Source organism: Aerococcaceae bacterium zg-252 (assembly GCA_016237705.1).
In the GTDB taxonomy this organism is placed as follows: domain Bacteria; phylum Bacillota; class Bacilli; order Lactobacillales; family Aerococcaceae; genus Globicatella; species Globicatella yangjingiae.
Genome location: CP066204.1, coordinates 262,188 through 284,458, shown reverse-complemented (window position 1 = coordinate 284,458; position 22,271 = coordinate 262,188). Strand labels below are relative to the sequence as shown.

Annotated in this window: 20 protein-coding genes; 1 reads left to right on the top strand and 19 read right to left on the bottom strand. The window is 35.8% G+C overall.

The genetic code is table 11. The features are described 5' to 3' along the window. Window positions 1-20: 20 nt before the first annotated feature. From JDW14_01435 to JDW14_01405, 7 genes are all read right to left on the bottom strand, one after another. On the bottom strand, window positions 21-1,082 hold the full coding sequence (locus JDW14_01435) for an ABC transporter substrate-binding protein (GenBank protein ID QQD65810.1): 1,062 nt from the start codon (window positions 1,080-1,082) through the stop codon (window positions 21-23). A 138-nt stretch (window positions 1,083-1,220) separates the two neighbouring features. Beyond that, window positions 1,221-2,207 carry an ABC transporter permease gene (locus tag JDW14_01430; GenBank protein ID QQD65809.1) on the bottom strand — a complete coding sequence of 329 codons (987 nt, stop codon included), beginning with the start codon at window positions 2,205-2,207 and terminating at the stop codon, window positions 1,221-1,223. 253 nt (window positions 2,208-2,460) lie between these two features. Continuing rightward, window positions 2,461-3,930 (bottom strand): sugar ABC transporter ATP-binding protein, encoded by a 1,470-nt coding sequence (locus tag JDW14_01425; protein QQD66470.1) that lies wholly within the window; start codon window positions 3,928-3,930, stop codon window positions 2,461-2,463. Window positions 3,931-4,002: 72 nt separating this feature from the next. Then, on the bottom strand, window positions 4,003-4,356 hold the full coding sequence (locus JDW14_01420) for a PTS lactose/cellobiose transporter subunit IIA (GenBank protein QQD65808.1): 354 nt from the start codon (window positions 4,354-4,356) through the stop codon (window positions 4,003-4,005). A 1-nt stretch (window position 4,357) separates the two neighbouring features. Further along, window positions 4,358-4,660 (bottom strand): PTS sugar transporter subunit IIB, encoded by a 303-nt coding sequence (locus JDW14_01415; GenBank protein QQD65807.1) that lies wholly within the window; start codon window positions 4,658-4,660, stop codon window positions 4,358-4,360. Window positions 4,661-4,772: 112 nt separating this feature from the next. Next, window positions 4,773-6,539, bottom strand: a complete 1,767-nt coding sequence (locus JDW14_01410; protein ID QQD65806.1) for an L-fucose isomerase — start codon at window positions 6,537-6,539, stop codon at window positions 4,773-4,775. Window positions 6,540-6,563: 24 nt separating this feature from the next. Then, the gene (locus JDW14_01405; protein ID QQD65805.1) at window positions 6,564-7,286 is read right to left on the bottom strand and encodes a class II aldolase/adducin family protein; all 723 of its coding nucleotides are present in this window, start codon (window positions 7,284-7,286) and stop codon (window positions 6,564-6,566) included. A 298-nt stretch (window positions 7,287-7,584) separates the two neighbouring features. On the opposite strand from JDW14_01405, the gene JDW14_01400 reads away from it, so the two are divergent. Beyond that, window positions 7,585-8,337 (top strand): DeoR/GlpR transcriptional regulator, encoded by a 753-nt coding sequence (locus JDW14_01400; protein QQD65804.1) that lies wholly within the window; start codon window positions 7,585-7,587, stop codon window positions 8,335-8,337. 68 nt (window positions 8,338-8,405) lie between these two features. Here the strand turns inward: JDW14_01400 and JDW14_01395 are convergent, their stop codons facing one another. From JDW14_01395 to JDW14_01340, 12 genes are all read right to left on the bottom strand, one after another. Then, on the bottom strand, window positions 8,406-9,653 hold the full coding sequence (locus JDW14_01395; GenBank protein ID QQD65803.1) for a toxic anion resistance protein: 1,248 nt from the start codon (window positions 9,651-9,653) through the stop codon (window positions 8,406-8,408). A gap of 29 nt (window positions 9,654-9,682) precedes the next feature. Beyond that, complete coding sequence (locus tag JDW14_01390) at window positions 9,683-10,711, bottom strand: 5-bromo-4-chloroindolyl phosphate hydrolysis family protein (protein ID QQD65802.1); 1,029 nt, start codon at window positions 10,709-10,711, stop codon at window positions 9,683-9,685. A 169-nt stretch (window positions 10,712-10,880) separates the two neighbouring features. Beyond that, a complete protein-coding gene (locus JDW14_01385; GenBank protein QQD65801.1) occupies window positions 10,881-12,143 on the bottom strand; it encodes a competence/damage-inducible protein A in 1,263 nt (420 codons plus the stop codon). A gap of 341 nt (window positions 12,144-12,484) precedes the next feature. Beyond that, window positions 12,485-13,411, bottom strand: coding sequence for an ABC transporter permease (locus tag JDW14_01380; GenBank protein ID QQD65800.1), 927 nt, complete (start codon window positions 13,409-13,411; stop codon window positions 12,485-12,487). 15 nt (window positions 13,412-13,426) lie between these two features. Then, window positions 13,427-14,389, bottom strand: a complete 963-nt coding sequence (locus JDW14_01375; protein ID QQD65799.1) for an ABC transporter permease — start codon at window positions 14,387-14,389, stop codon at window positions 13,427-13,429. Next, window positions 14,390-15,346 (bottom strand): ABC transporter ATP-binding protein, encoded by a 957-nt coding sequence (locus tag JDW14_01370; GenBank protein ID QQD65798.1) that lies wholly within the window; start codon window positions 15,344-15,346, stop codon window positions 14,390-14,392. Then, entirely contained in the window at window positions 15,346-16,359 is a 1,014-nt protein-coding gene (locus JDW14_01365; GenBank protein ID QQD65797.1) for an ABC transporter ATP-binding protein, read from the bottom strand. Before JDW14_01365 ends, JDW14_01370 begins: the two co-directional genes overlap by 1 nt. A gap of 34 nt (window positions 16,360-16,393) precedes the next feature. Beyond that, entirely contained in the window at window positions 16,394-16,639 is a 246-nt protein-coding gene (acpP, locus tag JDW14_01360) for an acyl carrier protein (GenBank protein ID QQD65796.1), read from the bottom strand. Window positions 16,640-16,757: 118 nt separating this feature from the next. Continuing rightward, window positions 16,758-17,756 carry a phosphate acyltransferase PlsX gene (gene plsX, locus JDW14_01355; protein QQD65795.1) on the bottom strand — a complete coding sequence of 333 codons (999 nt, stop codon included), beginning with the start codon at window positions 17,754-17,756 and terminating at the stop codon, window positions 16,758-16,760. A gap of 131 nt (window positions 17,757-17,887) precedes the next feature. Further along, window positions 17,888-19,879 carry an ATP-dependent DNA helicase RecG gene (gene recG, locus JDW14_01350; GenBank protein ID QQD66469.1) on the bottom strand — a complete coding sequence of 664 codons (1,992 nt, stop codon included), beginning with the start codon at window positions 19,877-19,879 and terminating at the stop codon, window positions 17,888-17,890. Between the two features lie 147 nt (window positions 19,880-20,026). Beyond that, window positions 20,027-21,706, bottom strand: a complete 1,680-nt coding sequence (locus JDW14_01345; GenBank protein ID QQD65794.1) for a DAK2 domain-containing protein — start codon at window positions 21,704-21,706, stop codon at window positions 20,027-20,029. A gap of 24 nt (window positions 21,707-21,730) precedes the next feature. Then, entirely contained in the window at window positions 21,731-22,090 is a 360-nt protein-coding gene (locus tag JDW14_01340) for an Asp23/Gls24 family envelope stress response protein (GenBank protein QQD65793.1), read from the bottom strand. Window positions 22,091-22,271: the final 181 nt, after the last annotated feature.

Sequence of the window (22,271 nt, the reverse complement as noted above, 5' to 3'; positions counted from 1 at the left end):
ATCTCACCATTTTTTATAAATTATTGATATAAAACAGCTTGAATATCTTCATCATCAATATTAGATGCATCATACCATTTAGATCCAGTATCCACATCTGATACTGATTCACCTTTAGCTGCTTGTACTGCTAATTTTACTGCTTGGTAACCAATTTGTACTGGGTCTTGAGTGATTGAACCTGCAAATACACCACTACGAATTGCATCTTGTTGTAATGCACCTGAGTCAAAACCAACTGCAATAATTTTATCTGCACCTAATTTTGATTCAGAGAAACCTTCATTGGCATTAATAATCGCTTTAGCCGCAAATTCATTTGAGCCATAAATCGCAATTGTATCTGCTTTTTCTAATACAGTAGATGCTTCAGTTTTTGCAGCTGCATCATCTACTTGCGCTGGAATACGCACTTCAATCACAACATTCGCATCATTTTCAGCGACATCATTTTTAAATTTATCATGTCCTAAAACAGCAACTTTTAAATCTTTACCTTCTAATAATTCTACCATTTTTTCAATGAAACCAGCTGTACGTTGTGTAATTGATTGTGAGTTTGCTTCTTGAGAAACTACACCGATACGCACTTTATCTTTACCTACTTTTTCTTGAATTAATGGCAACATATGTTCTGCAGCGTTTGCACCGGCAGCATAGTTATCCGTTGAAGCTGTCGCAAAAATAGATCCTTCTGGAGCGCCTGGTACACCTGAGTCAAAACCAATAATTGGAATACCTTTATCTTTTGCTACATTTAAAGCATCTACTGCTGCTTCTGTATCAAGTGCTGCTAATGCAATCGCACTTGGTCCTTTATTAATCGCATTGTTAATTTGTTCTAGCTGTTCTGCAATAGCTGTTTCATTTTGTGGTCCGACAAAGTTGATTTTTGCACCAAATTCTTTTGCAGCTTCATCAGCACCTTTGTTAACCGCTTTCCAAAAGTCGTGTTGGAACCCTTTGGCAATAACCTCTACTTTAAATTCCTCAGCTGATACACTTGGTATGAAACTTGAAATACCAGATAATGTTAACAATGAAGCGACAGCTAATACTTTCACTTTAAATGATTTTTTCATAATAAATTCTCCTCTTTCGTTCTTTTTATTGCTTTAAATCTTATCAATTTGCTACTCATCATGACCTTATTCCAACAATTCTATGTCGTAAAATCATTTTAGTTATTTACTCTATTTTAATAACCATGATTCGTTTGATTATTTTTTATTTTTACGGATAAGAATATCTGAATATACTGCCACAATTACAACGAAACCAGTGATGAACAATTGATAATGTGGTTGTAAATCAATGTATGGTAAACCGATTTTTAAGACAGACATAATGAACACACCGATAACTGTTCCTAAGATTGAACCAACCCCACCAGAAAGTGAAGTCCCACCGACTACAACACCTGCAATCGCATCTAACTCAAAACCATTACCAGTTCCCGGTAAAATAGTTGAGTAAGTAGCAGCATAGGCAATACCTGCTAAACCAGCTAATAAACCACTAATTAAATATGCAATTGTTTCCCACTTAACAACATCGACTCCTGATAAACGTGTTGCTTCTTTATTGCTTCCGATTGCAAAAATATAACGTCCAATTTTTGTTTTATTTAACACAATTGCTGCTGTAATTGCTATAACTGTTAAAACAATTAATCCAGTTGGAAAATTATTTTGTGTTCTAAAAATATTTTTATACCAACCATCATCTGAGCTGCGTAATGGGAATGTCACACTTTGCACATTGGATACAATTGAAGATAGACCACGTGTCACCATCATTGTTCCTAAAGTTGCAATAAATGGCGGTAAACCAAATTTTGCAACCATTATTCCATTAAATAGACCAAATACACCTCCTATAACTAAAATTGCTAACAGAGCCAACCATAATGGCCATCCCATTTTCGTATGTAACACTCCACCGATAATAGTCGAGCACATCATGACTGTCCCTAATGATAAATCAATCCCACCTGTGATAATAACAAACGTCACACCTATTGCTAAAAAACCAATATAGTAGGATGCATCCATAATACTTACAACTGTATCAAATGATCGAAATGATTCACTTGATACGGCAAAAAAACTAAAAATAACGATTAAGGCAATTAACGCAATTAATTTTTGTAATCCCATCGTTTTTTCTATTTTCTTAAATAATGACAAATTTTCATTGTTTTCCATAATACTTGCTCCTTATTCTGACTCCAACAAGCTGAAATGGCGACTACTTCACAAAATGCTTAAATTACTAGTACTTTTGACCCCAATAATTCGTTTCCCTTACATATTATGTTCAAGTAACTCATTTCAAAATACTCGTTGTCACACGATGTTTTAAATAGGTTTAAAATTTAGATAGTTCTATTATTATTCTGATTGATTCAAACTACCTATCATCTAGTTGAAAAATCGTTGATTACATTCACTACTTTTCTTACCGATCGGTTGCTAATGCTAAAATACGTTCTTGTGTCGCTTCACTAATATCTAGCTCACCTGTTTTACGTCCCTCACACATAACCACAATTCTATCGCTCATACGTAAAATTTCAGTTAATTCAGAAGAAATCATAATGATTGACTTACCGCTTGCTGCTAAATCATTCATTAATTTGTAGATTTCACTTTTAGCGCCGACATCAATTCCTCGAGTAGGTTCATCAAATATTAAAATATCACTATCTTGCTCCAACCATTTCGCAATAACAACTTTTTGCTGATTTCCACCAGATAAATTACGAATTAATTGTTTGGATGACGGTGTTTTTGTCCGCAATTGTTTAACAAAGTGATCACTCACTTCAACAATTTTCTTATCATTGATTAATCCACCTTGAACATATTTATCTAAATTTGTCATAACAGTATTATTCGCAATTGTCATATCGACAATACAACCAAATTGCTTGCGGTCCTCTGACAAATACCCAATACCTGCTTTAATCGCATCTTGTGGTGTTTTTATATCGACTACCGTTCCATTCACTGTAATCGTACCACTATCTTTTTTGTCCGCACCAAAAATTAATCTAGCTACTTCTGTACGACCTGCACCCATTAATCCTGAAAAGCCTAGTATTTCGCCTTTTCGCAATTCAAAGCTAACATTTTTTACTGCATTGCCTGAATTTAAATTTTCAACTTTTAATACAATTGGTGCACCCTCCGGAACGGTTGAACATTCTTTAGGATCTTCGTAGATTGTGCGACCAACCATCATTGAAATAATATCGTCTTTTGTCGTTTCACGTGTATTTACCGTACCAACATATTCACCGTCACGCATGACCGTCACACGATCGGTAATACGAGCTATTTCATCCATACGATGTGAAATATAGACTATTCCTACACCTTTTTGACGCAAATCAGCGATAATTGCAAATAACTCATTAATCTCAGATTCGGTTAATGCTGCCGTCGGTTCATCAAACACAATGATTTTTGCATTCATCGACAATGCTTTAGCAATTTCTACCATTTGTTGTTTACCAACCGTTAAATTCCCTGCTTTTTCATTAGGATTAATATTTAATTTCAATAATTTGAATAATTCCTGCGTCTGTTTAACGCTTTCATTATCATCTAATAAAATACCTTTTTTCTTCTCTCTACCAATAAATATATTTTGCGCAACTGTAAGATGATTCATCATATTTAATTCTTGATGTACAATTACAATCCCTGCATCCATCGCCTCAATTGGCTTGGAGAATCGAACTTGTTGCCCATTATAAATAATTGTGCCCTCATCAGCACTATAAATTCCAGTTAATACTTTCATTAATGTTGATTTTCCGGCTCCGTTCTCACCCATTAAGGCATGTACTTCACCTGGACGCAAATCTAAATTTACGCCTTTCAACGCTTTAACTGGACCAAACGATTTCACTATATTTTTCATTTCTAAGATGACACGTTGTTCCACTTACTTCACCTTACCTTCTCTCATTCGACCAAAGTTATCTTAATATGATTAATCATTTTTTCTTACAGAAAGCTGTTCTTCTAAAACTACCAGACGTTCCTCTAACAAATGAATATGCTTCTGCTGTTCTAATAATAACTCTCCAATTTGTGTTAAAAAATGACTATTCATAAAATGATCTTGTGCATGAACGGCTAATAAACTGACTTCTATATTTTCTCCACGAACTTCTCGTTCAATTAAAGCCGTTTGAACATCATGTGCTTGGTTGACATATTTTTTTACTTCGTCCCAAGCCTGCTGATTATTATAATCACTCATTATCGTATTAAGCCCTTGCCCCATTGCTTTACCGCTTAATACAATCAATCGCATTAATTGTTGTTCAATGTCTGCTGACATATTATTTATCTCCCATTAAAGTCAAGGCTTGATTCAAAACATTTTCCCCTTGCATTAATTCAAAGTCTTCGTCTGAAATAACATCTACTGGAATATTTAATTTTGCTTTTGTTTTATCTTTTAAATAAGCTAATTGAGGTCCTAATAATAAAACATCTACATTTTTTAAAGTATCAATTCCTGTAATTCCAACTGAATAAACGACAACATCTAGTTGATCTTTCAAAACAACTTCATGAATACGTTCTACTAACATACTTGTTGTTAATCCACCGATACAGGATAAAATAATGGTCTTTGTCATTTTAATAGCTCCTTTTACTAAACATCATCATCGTAACGAGGAGAAAGTGGAATTTCTAACCAAATACACGCTATCCCACTTTCTCTTACGTCACATATACTTCAACAACTCTCTACTTGTACACTGGACCTAATGTTTTGCACGCACGATAATCTGCAGCTTCCAAGTTTTCGGTACCATACAATGACCAATCTTTTGGACGGAAAATATCTTCTTCTGGGACATTGTGCATATTAACCGGAATACGTAGCATTGATGCCAATGTAATTAAATCCGCTCCGATATGTCCATATGAAATCGCACCATGGTTTGCACCCCAATTATTCATCACATCATAAACTGATTTAAATGCACCTTTTCCTGTTAAACGTGGAGCAAACCAAGTTGTTGGCCAACCTGGATCAGTACGCATGTCTAATGTATTATGTACTTCTTCCGGCAACTCCAATGTATAGCCTTCTGCAATTTGTAATACTGGACCAACGCCTTTTAAGAAATTCAAGCGTGCCATTGTTACTGGCATACCACCTTTAGTTAAGAAACGTGTTGAGAAACCTCCACCACGGAAGTACTCACGATTAGCTGCAGGAAATACTGTATTTTCATACATTGCTTTTGCTTCATCTTCAGATAATTCCCAATACGGTTTCATCACAGGTTCACCGTCACGACTCGCTTGACCTGTCCCATCCAATGTACATGAACCAGAATTAATTAAATGTAAGAATCCATTTTCAGCATGCCCCTCAACTTTATGACCTGTTACACGTTCAACTGCTTCAGGTGACCAGTATGTTCTAACATCTGCAAAAATTTGAGGTGTATTGGTTAATAAATAGTTAAATAACATCGTTACACCATTTAATGCATCATTTTCGGTTGCGAAAATATATGGATTACGAATACCGTTCCAATCATATTGAGAATTCAATAAAGTTTCCATAAAGTCCCCATTTGGGAAGTGGTCTGTCCATTGACGTTGTCCTTGGAATCCTCCCACAATAGCATTATGACCCACAGATTCTTCAACAAATCCTAATTCTGCTAAACGTGGATTACCAATCATTAAATCACGACCAATAATAAACATCTTAACAACGAATTCCCATTGTCTTTCTTTTTCTTCAGCTGAAAGAACTAAATCTTCACGATTTCGATCGATTCCCTCTTTAACATGTTCTTTCACCCATGCAAGTGCACGTTCATATTCTTCATGGTCATAGATACCTTCTTCCAAACGACGAATAAATTCTGACATATCAATATATTCATTTCGCATACCTAAATATTCTTGGAAGAAATCGGCATCAACGATTGAGCCTCCAATACCCATAGAAACATTTCCCATGGATAGATATGACTTATCTCGCATAATACCCTTCGAAATAGCAGCTCGCACATAGCGTAAGATTTTTTCACGAACATCTTCAGGAATCTCAGTATCAGTTGAATCCTTAACATCTTTACCATAAATACCAAATGCTGGAATTCCTTTTTGTGCATGAGATGCTAATACTGCTGCTAAATATACAGCACCTGGACGTTCTGTTCCATTAAAGCCCCAAATAGCATGTGGAATATCTGGTGACATATCCATTGTTTCAGAACCATAGCACCAACAAGGTGTCACTGTAATCGTTCCACAAATATTGGAACGTTTAAATAATTCATGAGATGCAGCAGCTTCAGGAACACGTCCAATCGTAGAAGGTGAAATCACACATTCTACTGGCGTACCATCTGGATATTTTAAGTTAGCTGAAATTAATTCTGCTACACTTTTTGCCATATTCATTGTTTGTTCTTCTAATGATTCACGTACACCATTACGGCGACCATCAATCGTTGGTCGAATACCAATTTTTGGATAATTTGTCATTTTGATACACTCCTTACTATTTTTTTAATCTTCTTTTACTGTACCATCGGCATTATATTTCCGATAACCAGGATGTGTTCCGGTTACTTTATAATTTGCACGCATATTAAACAAGCGTTCTAATGTTTCACGCGGAATTTCTTTCTCCTCAAGTCCCTTTGTCGATAATAACATTCGTGCATGGAAAGTAGATTTCGCTACTAATTCTAATGTTTCCATACGATAAAATGCGGTAATCACATCGCTACCAACTGCCAATGCTCCATGATTTTCCAATAACATAACATCATGATCTGGTAAATATGGTGTAATAGCATCTGGAACTTCCATTGTACTCGGAACTCCAAATGGTGTAATTGGCACAGACCCAATCACAATAGCGCTTTCAATTAATGAATACGTATCCAATGGAATATGCGCTAAAGCAAAACTTGTTGCAATCGGTGGATGAGCATGTACCACTGCTTTAACATCAGAGCGCTCCTCATAACAACGAATATGCATTTTTATTTCACTCGACGGACGATACCCCTCTTGTGCCTCCAGGATTTCTCCCTTCATATTCAACTTCACTAATTTTTCCGGTGTAATAAAACTTTTGCTCATTCCAGTAGGCGTCGCTAAAAGTTCATTCTCGTTCAATCGCACTGAAACATTCCCATCATTCGCCGCTACCCAGCCTAATTGCCACATTTTATGGCACACATCGCATATTTGTTCACGAATAATTTGTTCAGATTCCGTCATAATCTCATCCCTTTCTTTATTCAGAATATAACAAATAGTCGTAATATTTACAATGGGTGGTCAAAAAGCTGGTGTTTTTCGATGAAAGCGGTTATAATTTATTTATATTTGTTCATAAATGTTCATGTTTTTTAGCTAACAAGTATGATTTATCAAAAATAGTGATAAAGTGAGCAAACCGAAATGAACCACGAGACAATATTGTGTAAGTATAAATTACTTGCCTTAAGCACTAAAACAAGCTCATAAAGAGGACGTCATTTCAGCTCATTAACATCAAAATAAAGGAGTGTTTAAAATGCCGGCAATTGAAAGACGATTACAAATTTTGAAAATTCTACAAGCAAAAAAATTTACAACGACCAAATATTTAGAACAACAATTATTTTGCAGCACTTCTACATTAAGACGAGAACTTATAAAGCTAGAGAAAGATGGGAAAATCATTCGCACACATGGCGAAGTACAATTAGCCAGTGATAGCAATATTGAATTCAGCTATCATACCCGTAAAACAGAACAGTCATGCTCTAAGGAAATTATTTCAGATATTGCTGCTACTTTTTTAACCAATAATTTATCAATTTTCTTAGATAGTTCTACTACCGCAGCCAATCTAATTCCACATCTTGAAAAATATACCAATTTAAGGATTATTACAAATGGTTTAGTTTCGGCCTTAACATTATGTAATATGGATAATGTGTCACTTTACTTTGCTGGAGGATACATCAATTACAATACCCAATCTTCTCTGGGTAATTTCGCTACTACTTTCCTTGATAATTTTCACGCTGATTTAGCAATTTTTAGCTGCCGTGGCTTAGATCGCTTCGGTATATATGAAGCTAATCCTGAACAAGCTTTAATTAAAAAGAAAATGATTGAAAATTCAGACACTAATATACTATTAGCCGATAATACAAAATTTAATACTTCTCATTATTTTAAGCTTGCAAATTATCAACACATTGACTACATTATCACCAATTCTGTTCCATCTGATTCTTTTTTAGACTCCGTTGGCAGTCAATGTGAAATTTTATGGTAAAATAAAACGACTCTTCATCAACTAGTTCAATCTACTAGTCGACACAGAGTCGTTTATTGATTACATTCTCACTCACCACTCGGTTTCATCGCTTGTTGCTCCGATGTAATACGCATTAATTTATCACGCAAATCTAATTCCATTGCTTGTAACTCTTGTTCTGCTAAGGCACGCTGACGACGTCCTTCTGTTTGAATTTGCAAGGTTTCTTCTAATGTTGCAATCAAATTCGCTTGCGTTTTCTGTAAGGTTTCAATATCAATTACACCTCGTTCAGATTCACGTGCAGTATCAATCGCACTTTGTTTCAACATTTCAGAATTTCGTAGTAATAAATCATTGGTTGTTTCAGATACTTGACGTTGAGTAATCGCAGCATTTTGTTGACGTAATAATGCTAAAGCAATTGTAATTTGATTTTCCCATAATGGAATCGCTGTATGAACTGACACTTGAATCTTTTCAGCGAGTGCTTGATTCGTATTTTGAATCATACGGATTTGTGGGGCTTGCTGAATCGTCATTTGACGTGTCAAACGTAAATCGTGAGTACGTTTATCTAAACGGTCAAGAAATTGATTTAAATCATTGACAATTTGCACATCCATTTGGCTATTACTTTCTTTAGCCTTTTCAATCGCTTCTGGAATAATTTTTTCCTGCAATTCTTGCATTTTTACTTCTCCAGCAGCGATATAAATATTCAATGCCTCAAAATAATCTTTATTTTTATTATATAATTGCTCCAGCATAATATTATCATTTAACAACTCATTCTTCTCACGCTCTAACCGAATCGCCACCTTATCAATTTGACTACCAATCTTTTGATATTGAATTTGTGTTTCAGCAACCGATGTTTTCACTTTGGCAAATAAACGTTTAAAGACATTAGGTTCTGCCGTTAATTCACGTGGATTAGAGCGATTCAATTGCTGCATTAAATCAGTTAAGACATCGCCAATTTCACCTGTATCTTTCATTTGCACTTGCATCAACATAGAATGAGAAAATTCACTTAATTTCTTTTGTGCATTTGAACCGTATGCAATAACGGCATTCATATTCGTTTCATCAATTTGTTTAGCCAAATCATAGGCTTGTTTTTGTCGATGTTCAGGCAAACGATGAATTAATTTTTCAGTTGTAATCGCACGTTTAGATAACATTTGTGCGTCTAATAAGTCATTTTGTACACTATTATTCGAAACGCTCTCTTTTTCATCAAAAGGATTCGCTAATAAATCATCGACTGCTGATGTCGTTGTTTCATTGACTAATTCATCAAATAATGATTCTGTATTTTTTTCGCTCATTTCAATCCCCCTATTGTGCTATTCTAGTTCTATTCAAAATCATCAAAGGCAAATGGGTCTTCTACTAAAGAGTCTACATTTTCTTCTTTTAATGTTTCACTTGCTTTATATAAATTTTTATTTGCTAATTTGATTTCATCATCTAAATCATTGTAAACCGATTGATGAAATTGTAAATATTGTTCTGTAATTGATTCACAAATTTTTTCAATCGTTGACGCACTTTTATCTAAAATCAGATACGTTTGTTTATTTTTCGCCACATGATTCGAAATTTCAACATATTTAGCTGTTAAATCTTCCAATGACGGCAATAACTTATTCATAAAAATACCCGCTTGTGGCAAACGTGCTGGTTCTGCAACAATATCTTTGAAAAATTGTTTAGCAACATCAATCGTATTGTGACGTGTTTCAATAATACGTAATTTTGCAACAGCCTGCATATTTTTTTCACTATTTTCAATACGAACTTTCGCTTCAGCCATTTGACTACGGAAGAAATCAATATCACTATCCGATAAACCATGATGACGATAATGTTGTACTTTACCCGATTTCACATGAGCAAAATTATTTGGTTCATGTCGTTCAACTCGAGAAATTAACCAAGCTATTCCTGCAAATGGGGCAGAACAAATGGCAATGCAAGATGCTATAACGGCATGCGATGCCATAAATTGATCAATGATATATGACATAGACATTTCGACAGACATGAAAGCGGCTGTCATGAACGTAAAGACAATCCCTATATAATAAATAATCGTTAACCAATTTTGTCCAAATCTTCGTGTTAATCCACCAAAAATAAAACTAAGTAACATCACACCTAAAATAATTGCCGAAACAACTACGACCAAACTAAAAATTGTCACTACTCCTCGATAAAGTAATACAATGAAAAAACTCTCCATTAATACAGGAATAAGAAATAATGAAGATAACTTCGTAATATAAGAATAATTCAGTGAATACCCTTTAAGCAGCTCTTTCCCTAGTAACATACCGTATATCATTCCAATAATGATAGCCAGACTTAGTAACAATAATGACATCTTTTATACCCTCCTATTTATTCTAGTTCATTCGGACTGCCTTGCCTACCACTCTGCAGAGCACCCTCACTCACCTATATTTTGATAATTTTCAATAGCACCAATACTATTTGCTTTTCCTTACTCTTAGTATAGCATTTGCCATTTAGGAGAGTATCAGCCCCAAGTCCTATTTATCTAAAATATGCAATCGAAGTTGATTGAGAGCTATCCTAGAGGCACGTTCACAAATCAATGCTCGATTACCAAATAAATGATATTCTTTGACATTGACCTTTCCTTTAACGTAAGTTGCAATATAAACTAAGCCTACTGGTTTATCTGTACCGTCACTCGTAGGCCCTGCAATACCAGTTGAGGCAATCGCTACATCACTATTCAATCGCTTAGCAACACCGATGACCATTTCTCTAGCAGTTTGCTCACTCACTGCACCGTACTTCTCAATTGTATCGGCGTTGACACCCAATGTTTCAACTTTAGATTGATTGGAATAGCAAACAATCCCCTCTTTTAGCACTTGAGAAATACCACTCTGTTCCACTAAAGAAGACGTAATTGCTCCACCAGTAATTGACTCGGCGATACTAATTGATAATTGCTTTTCTAATAAGAGTTGTGCAACTACACGATGCATTTCAGTTTGCGTTTCAGCGACACGCTCATCGCCAATTAAATAAATATACTCTCCCACTTCTGATTGTAACTGCTCTATGATTGGTTTCATGATTTCTCGACATTTCGCTTCATTATCACCTGATGCTGTTACACGCAATAAAACTTCACCTGTTTTAGCATAGAGTGCCATTGTTGGATTGGTTTGACTGTCCAATAATGTCTTTATTTTCATCTCAAGTGCTGACTCACCAATTCCAAAGAAACGAATATATGCCGATACAAATTGTTTATCGGAATACTGTCTTAAATAGGGAATAACTGACTCTTCAAACATTGCTTTCATCTCATTTGGTGGGCCAGGCAATAAAATAATACGTTGATTTTCTTTTTCAATAATTAATCCAGGTGCTGTCCCTTGATGATTCGTCAATATTTTCGTGTGTTCCGGCACATATGCCTGTTTACGATTATTTTCTGATATGAGTACACCTTTGCGATTATGCGTTAAATATGTAATAATTTGTTGCCAAATTTCTTCATGATAAATCAATTCATAACCAAAGTAAGACGCTGCTACTTCTCGGCTAATATCATCATCAGTTGGGCCTAAACCACCTGTAATAATAATCGTATCCGCTGTTTTAAATGCCATATCCAATGCTTGTGACAAGCGTTTAGGATTATCTCCCACTGTTGTTTGCTTAAATACATTGATACCTAAATTCGCCAATTGCTTTGATAAATAAGCAGTATTCGTATTGACAATATCACCCAATAACAATTCTGTGCCGACTGACATTAATTCTACATTCATCTTCATCACCCCATGAATCATTTGTTATATCTATTTTACCAAAAAAAATTCAATTTGCGACAATGCATGCACTGAAGTAGAAATCACAATCCCACAAAAAAAGAGCTGAGACCGAAATCTCAACTCTTATTCGAAACGACAGAATACGTTTAAACGTACCAGTTATAAAGGTTCACAACATTATAACTTATAACGCCTTCCTGGCATATGTTATACTGTCTGCAGTCTACCAGACTGATTCGACTCATCGCATGAATGCATTATAGCACATGCATATCGCAGTTTGCAAATAGATTAATAAGAAAAACACTTGAACCGAAGTTCAAGTGCTCAAATTCATATTATCCACGACGTTGACGTGAATCAGCTGCACGCTGTAATGCTTGTCCGATATAGTTAACACATAGCATTAATACTAATACTAATAATACAGCTGGTAACCATACCCATGTTTTATTTTCAATTGTATCTGGATTATTGGCATAACCGATTAATGTCCCAATTGACGGTGTTCCGACTGGTAAACCAAATCCTAAGAAACTTAAACCAGTTTCCAAACCGATATTAGCTGCGAAACTCAATGTTAAGTTCGTAATTAAGATAGAACTCAAGTTTGGTAATAACTCAAACAAGATAATTTTCCAATCACGTGTTCCCATTGTTTTTGATGCACTAATATAATCTTTAGAAGCCTCACTTAATGCTGCCGTACGCACTAAACGTGTTATCCCCGGCCAAGCAAATACAGATAAAATTAAAACTAATTTTATCATACTGAAACCTTCAGTAATTGAAATCATTACAATAGTAAACATAAGCGTTGGTAATACCATAACGAAGTCAACTACACGCATCATCACATCATCAATTTTTCCACCATAGTAACCAGAAATAATCCCTAAGGCAATCCCAATTACTGCAGTAAGAACTGTTACTGACCAGCCGATGAATAATGAATTACGTGTACCGGCAACTAACATACCGAACACATCACGTCCACCTTCATCAGTACCTAAGATATGACCATCAACACCTGGTTTTAAAAAGCGATCAAAAATACTAACTTTCATCGCTGCGTCCATATCAATAAAATATGGAACTAAAATTGATGCTCCTAAAATTAAAACTAATAATATTAACGCACCTATCGCAACCTTATCCTTCAAAAATTCTCGCTTGATTACTTCAAATCCCATTGGAGGAAGCGAAACTGGCTCTTCTTTTGTCAGTTCTTGCTCAACAACTAAATCTTTTTCTTTTAATTCCATTGTCTTCCTCCTTTCTTAATCTATACGGATTCGTGGATCAACGAATACCATAATAATATCCGATAATAATGTTCCCAATAGGGTCATGAAACCAAAGAACAATACTAAAGTCATCATTACTGAGAAATCACGCCCAGTTATTGAATTGATAAACAATTGTCCCATACCTTGATAAGAGAAAATACGTTCTGTAATAACGGCACCTGAAACTAAACCAGTAATCGTATATCCAAGAAATGCTGCAATCGGTAAAAGAGAATTACGGAAAATATGACGGCGATAAACGACAGATTCCGGTACCCCTTTAGCACGTGCAGTACGAACATAATCTTGCGACTTCGCATCGATAATACCTGTTCTCAAATATTGAATTGTACCTGTCGTACTAATTAATGCCAATGTTGTCCCTGGTAACACCACGTGCTTCAATCTTGAAAATACTTCTTCAATCGTACCTAAAGTAACATTAGAATCAACTGTACCACGTGTTGGGAACCAATTTAATGTATAACCAAAAATCCATAACATCAATAATCCTAATACAAATGACGGCATTGAATAAGAAATAAAGTTATACAAGTTGATTGTACGGTCCATCCAAGTATCTTGATAACGTCCAGAAATTAAACCTAATGGTAAAGCGATAAGGTACGTTACGATAACAGTGAATAATGATAACCAAATAGTAGGCCACACACGTTGTGCAATAATTGCTGTAACAGGTTGTTTATGTTGGAAACTTCTACCAAAATCACCAACCATGATACCTTTCATCCAATCAATATAACGCTCGTGCCAAGGACGATTCAATCCTAATGATTCACGCATCGCCTCTTGTTGTGCTGCTGTAATTGACGGGTCAATTAACCCCGTTAAAGCATCACCAGGCATTAAAGCCGATAACGCAAAGACAAGTATCGTTAAAATAAACAATTGAGGAATCATCAAAATGACACGTCTAAGTATTGTTTTCCACATTTATTTCACGCCCCCTTGCTCGTTCAAATCACGTAACGCAACTTTATGCGTTGGCGTTAAGTTTTTCAAATCATACACTTTTCCAGTTTCTGTATAATATTTCGATGCATTTGTTTGATATTCCTTCTCTACACGCAAACGATTTAATTTATTTTGTTCACGAACATTCGGATCCGTTTGTGGAATAGCTGATAATAAACGACGTGTATAAATATGTTGTGGGTCATTGTAAATATCTGAACGTAAACCATACTCTGTAAAACGTCCACGATACATAATAGCAATTTCATCACACATATGTTTAACAACACCTAAGTCATGCGAAATGAATAAGAAACTCGTGTTGTACTCTTCTTGAATACGTTTCATGAAGTTCAATACTTGTGCTTGCACAGATAAATCCAATGCTGAAACAGGCTCATCTGCAATCACTAGTTTTGGATTCAATGCCACTGCACGAGCAACCCCAATACGTTGACGTTGTCCACCTGAAAATTCATGTGGATATTTATTTAACGCATCTTCAGAAAGCCCTACAATGTTTAATAATTCAATCATTTTACGGCGTTCTTCATCTGGTGTCATATTTTCGAAGTTGCGTAAAGGTTCTGATAAAATCATTGAAATACGTTTTTTAGGGTTAAAACTTGATAACGCATCTTGGAAAATCATCTGTACATTACGGCGATAATTCGAACGACGTTGACGAGCTTCAGACGTGATATTTTTACCTTCGTAAATAATTTGTCCGTCTGTCATTTTCTCTAAACCAATAATCGCTTTACCGATAGTTGATTTACCTGATCCAGACTCCCCTACTAAACCATAGGTTTTCCCTTCTTCAATCGCTAAATCAACACCGTCTACTGCATATACATAATCTGTTATACGGTTAAAAAATCCACTGCGAATCGGATAATGGACTTTTAAGCCGGAAACTCTCATAAATTCTGACATTATTGTCCCTCCTCTTCAAAATGGAAATGCTCATGGCATGTACAACGTACCCAATGGCTAGGTGATACTTCATGTAATACAGGATGCTCCTCATGTATCGACGCATCAATCCATGGAATACGTGGTGCAAAACGGCACCCTTTACGTGGCAATTTCGGTAATGGTGGTACAATACCTTGAATAACATGTAAATCGCCTGAACCATTTTCTAATTGGTCATTTGTTTGTGGAATTGAACGTAATAATGAACGTGTATATGGATGTTTTGGATTATTGAATAATTCATGTACAGTCGCAATTTCAACAATTTGTCCAGCATACATTACTGCCACACGGTCAGCTGTTTCAGCTACAACCCCTAAATCATGTGTGATCAAGATAATTCCTGATTCTGTTTCCTCTTGAATTTCGTTTAATAAGTCTAAAATTTGAGCTTGAATCGTTACATCCAACGCTGTTGTTGGTTCATCTGCAATAATAATTGGCGGTTTACATGCTAAAGCAATCGCAATCACCACACGCTGACGCATACCACCAGATAATTCATGTGGATATTGTTTTGCTGTACGCTGAGGATTCGCAATTCCTACTTGGTCCAACAATTCTAATACACGTTCATGACGTTGTTGCGCATTTAATTTAGTATGATAAACAAGTGCTTCGTCTATTTGTGCTTCAATTGTCATCAAAGGATTCAATGAAGCCAATGGGTCTTGGAAAATCATCCCAATCTCTTTACCACGAACTGTATTAAATTGTGTCTCATCATAATCAACTAAGTTATTACCTTTATAGTTAATTTCACCAGTAATTTTCGTCACACGTGGATTATGCAAACCCATAATAGCGGTTGCTAAGGTACTCTTACCACAACCGGATTCACCCACGATTGCTAATTTTTCATTTTTAAATAATTGTAAACTTACACCGTCTACTGCATCATAGTAACTATCTTTGATACGAAACCCAATATGTAAGTCTTTGATATCTAGTAACAATTCTGGATTATTCATATTCTTCCTCCGTTCATCATCTATTTCGTTTTTATTAAGCCTCTTTTAACGTTTCAATATATTGAACGGCATCCCCAATATTTGTTAATTGCTCAATTTTTTCATCATCGAATGTCACGTCAAAATGATTTTCAATTTCCATTACTAACTCAACAACATCCAATGAGTCAGCACCTAAATCATCAAATGTCATTGTTGGAGTGACAGTCTCTTCATTCACATTAAAACGGTCTACAATCATGTTTTTCACAATTGAAAACACTGTTTCTGTTTCACTCATTATTTACACCTCCAACCTCATCGTACACTTTATGCTATTATATACTCACCTATTTTACATATTCTCACAGTAATTGTCCACAAAAAATTAATCTTTTTAGACAATTCTCATTTATTTATTAATTATTAGCGAAATATTCAACTAACTGATCCACTACTTTTGCTTCCATAATATTTTTTGCTTGTCGAATCGCATGGAAAATCGCCTCTTCATTTGATGAACCATGTGCCTTAATTACCGGAGCATTTACACCTAATAAAATAGCTCCCCCTTGTTTAGAATCATCATACTGGTCACGCAATGAAAGCAATGCATCTTTAATTAATAGAGCACCTAATTTACCTTTTATACCGGAAGAAAGTAATTTATGTTTAATCGCACTAAACAATGTCTTTGATGTTCCCTCTAATGATTTTAAAATCGCATTACCAGTAAATCCGTCCGTTACGGCAATATCACAAACACCTTGTAATAATTCTTTTGCTTCAACATTACCAATAAAATGAATGGACGGTTCTTCGTTCAATAGAGCGTAACTCGCTTTTGCTAACTCATTCCCTTTACTTGCTTCAGTTCCATTATTAATTAATCCGACACGTGGCTGCGAGATACCCAATACTGCTTTCGCATAAAAATTAGCTAAAATCGCAAATTGGTGTAAATTTTTAGGCCTGCAATCAGCATTAGCTCCAGCATCCATTAAAATAAATTGTGGAGCTTTCTCATTCATTGTCGGTAAAATAGGCATTAAGCCTGGACGGTCTACTCCTTTAATACGACCAATGACTAATAATCCACTCGCTAACAGTGCCCCAGTATTTCCTGCTGATAACAATACATCTGCCTCATTATCTTTAACCATTTGTGCAGCTAATACCATTGATGATTGTTTTTTTCGTCGCACTGCTGAAACAGGTTCATCATCACTTTCGACTTTTTCGGTTGTATGAACAATAGTAATTCGTTCACTAAGTTCTAAATATGGGGTAATTTTTGTTTCATCACCAACTAAAACAATTTCAATATTTGAAAATTGTTTTACAGCCATATTGACACCTTCGACAATTGATTTTGGTGCATGATCTCCACCCATTGCGTCAACTGCAATTTTAAACATATTATTTCCTCGCCTTCTTATTTGGGTTCGTTCGGGTTGGCTTGACCTCCACTTCGCTGTGCTCTTGCAGCACTTGCGTGCTGCTGTGAACTATTCTCTGATGGTCGAAGCCAAAACCTTCTCACTATATTTTATACTTCAATAATTAATTGTTGATTCCATTCTTGCAGTCGAGCTGCTTCTACTTCACTTAATAAATACGGCTGCTCTATCAACTGTTTCGCTTCTTGTCTAGCAACCGCCAAAATATGTTGGTCTTCTATTAAATTAGCATAATGGAATTGTGGTATCCCACTCTGATTTTTTCCTAATAAATCGCCCATGCCTCGAATTTTCATATCTTCTTGACTAATTCGAAAACCGTCTTGTGTTTGCGTCATAATATCAAGTCTCGCATCACCTTGGTCAGTCGTAGGATTACCAATTAAATAACAATAAGATTGTAAACTACTTCGTCCAACACGACCTCGCAATTGATGCAACTGTGCTAATCCAAAACGTTCAGCAGATTGTATCACAATAATCGTGGCATTTGGCACATCAACCCCCACTTCAACCATGGTTGTTGCCACTAAAATTTGTGTATGATTTTGCTTAAATTGATCCATTACTGCTTGTTGGGCTGCTTTATCTAATTGTCCATGCAGCACATCAACTTGATAATTAGAAAAACGCTCGATTAACGTTTCAGCAATTTCATTTACATTATCAATACTTTGCATCGTTTCAGAGGCATCAATTAATGGTAAAACATAGTAGACTTGGTGTCCTTTTGCCAGTTCTTCATCCATACGTTGATACACTGTGTCAATCGCATCTGCTTTTAACCGTTCTGTTGTTATCGGTTGGCGACCACCCGGTAACTCATCAATTGTCGAAACAGATAATTCGCCATAAACTGTCATCGCAAGAGAACGTGGAATAGGCGTTGCCGTCATTTGTAATAAATTGACACCTACTTCATTTTTATTAAGTAACATTTGCCTTTGATTTACACCAAAACGATGTTGTTCATCAATTACAACTAATCCTAATTGCTTAAATTCAATTTGCTCTTGAATCAGTGCGTGCGTTCCAATAACAATGCGAATACGTCCTGACGCTAATCCCTCAACCAGTTGTTTCTTTTCCTTTGCTTTTAAGGCACTCACTAAACATTCTGCGTGCAAATTCATCGGTTCAAACAAACGATTAAAATTCTCAGTATGTTGTTTCGCTAAAATTTCTGTTGGAACCATTAACACTACTTGGTAGCCAGCTAACACCGACGCAATCATGGCTAAAAAAGCAACTAATGTTTTTCCACTCCCCACATCGCCTTGTACCATGCGTTTCATAGGAAATGGTGCCATTAAATCAGAACATATTTCATTGACTGCCTTTTTTTGTGCTCTCGTCAACTCATACGGTAATTGACTAATAATTGATTTTAATTCATCAACATCGTAATAAACACGCACACCCTTTTGTGACAAATCTTGAGCAGTCGCATTCAATAAACGCCATTGATATAGGAAGAATTCTGAAAAAATTATTTTTCGCTTTGCCTGCTGATGCTCTGACATTTCTTTTGGAAAATGCATGCAGTAAAGTGCTTGTCCCATTGGCCACATACGATATTTTTCATTTAAGTAATGGGGGATTATTTCCGGAATATTGCCGTCTAAATACTCAAAACCTTGTCTAATCACCGTTTCAAGTGTCGTCTGTTTTAAGCCTTTGACAGTCGGATATACAGCTGATAATGTATCTCCCTCGGTCTGCTCCTTAATCATTTTCATGCCAAGTAAACTTTGTTGATTACTTTGCCATTTACCATAAATTGCTCGTACTTGTCCCAATTCAAGTTGTTTTTTGAGATAAGGCTGATTAAAAAAAGTTACTTGAATAATTTCACTATCCGACACTGCCATTCTAAAGGATAAGCGACTCTTTTTATGCCCATAAAAATTAACAACCGGTGGACTGACAATCGTTCCTTTTAAAGTCACTTTCTCTTGGTCTAAAATAGTCCCCAATTCTCGCACTTGAATATCTTCATAACGGAAAGGAAAGTGAAAAAGTAAATCCCGTATGGTTTGAATCCCTAATTTCTCAAATAATTCCATTCTTTTTGGCCCCATACCTTTCAAAACACGTATCGATTCATTCCAATGTGGCAATTTTTTCACTCCTTTCTTTTATTAAATAAACAAACAGGGAGCAGAATACAAGCAATACTCGCTTTGCATTCCGATCCCACATCTGTTAATCAATCGTTATTATCTCACTTATTCTACTGAAATAATATAATGATATACAGGCTGATCACCTTGTACAATTTCAAATTCAGCGTCTTCAAACTGCTCAGCTAATTCAGCAATTACAGTTTCAGCCTCCTCTGTGGAGCCTTCTTCACCTACAATAATTGTCACGATTTCAGAGTCTTCATCCATCATCACCATTAATGTTTGTTTCAATGTATCAGCAAGATTCGGTATTGATAATACAATTTTGCCACCAACGATACCCATAAAATCATCTTTTTTAATCGTTACACCGTCAATTTCAGTATCACGAATTGAATAAGTGATTTGTCCACTTTTCACTTGTTGGCTCATCGCATTCATAGCAGTATAGTTATCTTCTATTTCCTGTTCCGGATTGAATGCCATTAACGCCGCAATCCCCTCTGGAATTGTTTTAGTTGGAATAACAATCGTTGGCACTTCAGCCACTTGACTTGCTTGTTCAGCTGCCATAATAATATTTTTGTTATTCGGCAATAAGACAATCCGTTTAGCTTTCGAACTTTCAATTAGTTTAACAAAGTCTTCTGTCGCCGGATTCATTGTTTGTCCACCGGATAATACTTCTGCTCCCATTGAGCGATATAACTCAGTCACTCCGTCACCGGCTGCCACAGCAATAATCGCATATTCCGGTGCTGGTGCTAGTGGTGCAACCACCTCTGCTGTCGTTGCTTGTTGCGACGCTTCATTGGCTTCTAAGGTACGCACTTGTTCACGCATATTATCAACTTTAATTTTTATTAATTCACCAAATTCTTGCCCTAATTGCATAATTTCACCTGGATTTTCAGTATGAATATGCACTTTGACAATTTCATCATCAGCTACGACTAATAAAGAGTCACCTTTTTTATCCAATGTCTGACGAAACGCTTCATAATCAAAGGATTTAATCGTTGTTGGACCCTCACCGATACGCACCATGATTTCTGTACAGTATCCGAAAGTAATTTCTTCCAATGTCATTGGGTTCTCAGCACCGTCTTCAAACATTGCGTGTGCATGAGCTGTTTTTTCAGCTGCACCCTCTTGAATAACCGCCTCACCTTTTAAGGCAGCTAAGAAACCTTCATATACAGATAATAAACCTTTACCACCTGAATCAACCACGCCTACTTGTTTTAATACTGGTAATAGTTCTGGTGTTTTTGCTAATGACTTCTCTGCACCAGTAACAATTGATTGCATTACTTCGATAATATTATCCGTTTTAGCAACTTTTTTCTCACCACGAATAGCAGACTCACGTGCAACCGTCAAAATCGTTCCCTCAACTGGTTTCATGACTGCTTTATAAGCAGATTCCACTCCCCCAGCAAAAGCAGCTACAAAATCATTTGCATCTAAGACGTCTTTTCCAGCTACTGACTGTGAAAAACCTCTAAAGATTTGTGATAAGATAACACCTGAGTTACCACGTGCCCCCATTAATAATCCTTTAGCTAATGCACCTGCTAATTCACCAACAGATGTTGCATTTGATGCTTTTAAATTTTCCACACCAGATGTAAATGACATATTCATATTTGTTCCTGTATCACCGTCTGGAACTGGAAAGACATTTAATGAATTAATTAATTCCATTTGATCGTTTAAGCGTTGTCCACCGGCAATTACCATTGCACGAAACTCTGCTGCTGTAATTTGTTTTAATTCCACTGAAATCCTCCTCGATTTTAAGTTCTAGTCAACGACTTTTACGCCTTGAACATGGACGTTCACGTAACTAATCTCAAAACCTAATAATTGCTCTACATTGTATTTCACTGCTTGTTGAATATTTTGGCAAATAACTGAAATTTTTGTACCATAAGATACTAAGATGTAAACATCAACTGCTACTTCATTACCTTGTTGCGAAATTACAACACCCTTAGCATAATTGTCTTTTTTCAAAATTTCAGTAAAATTATCACGAATAACATTTTTACTTACCATGCCAACAACACCATAATTATCTGTTACAGCTGCACCTACAACGGTTGCGATGACATCTTGTTCTAATGTAATTTGTCCATTTGGAGTTTGAATTTTAATCGCCATTTCAACTACCTCCTTAGCAAAATTTTATCTAATCATCGTTATTCTACCATAAATAATAACTAATGGCTATTTTTTCTGCAGAACTCAACACACTACTCTCAACTCATCTCACCTTATTCTTTATCCTAAATTCAGATATTTGCTCCCTAAAAACAAAGAAACTGCTGACCAATTACAGTCA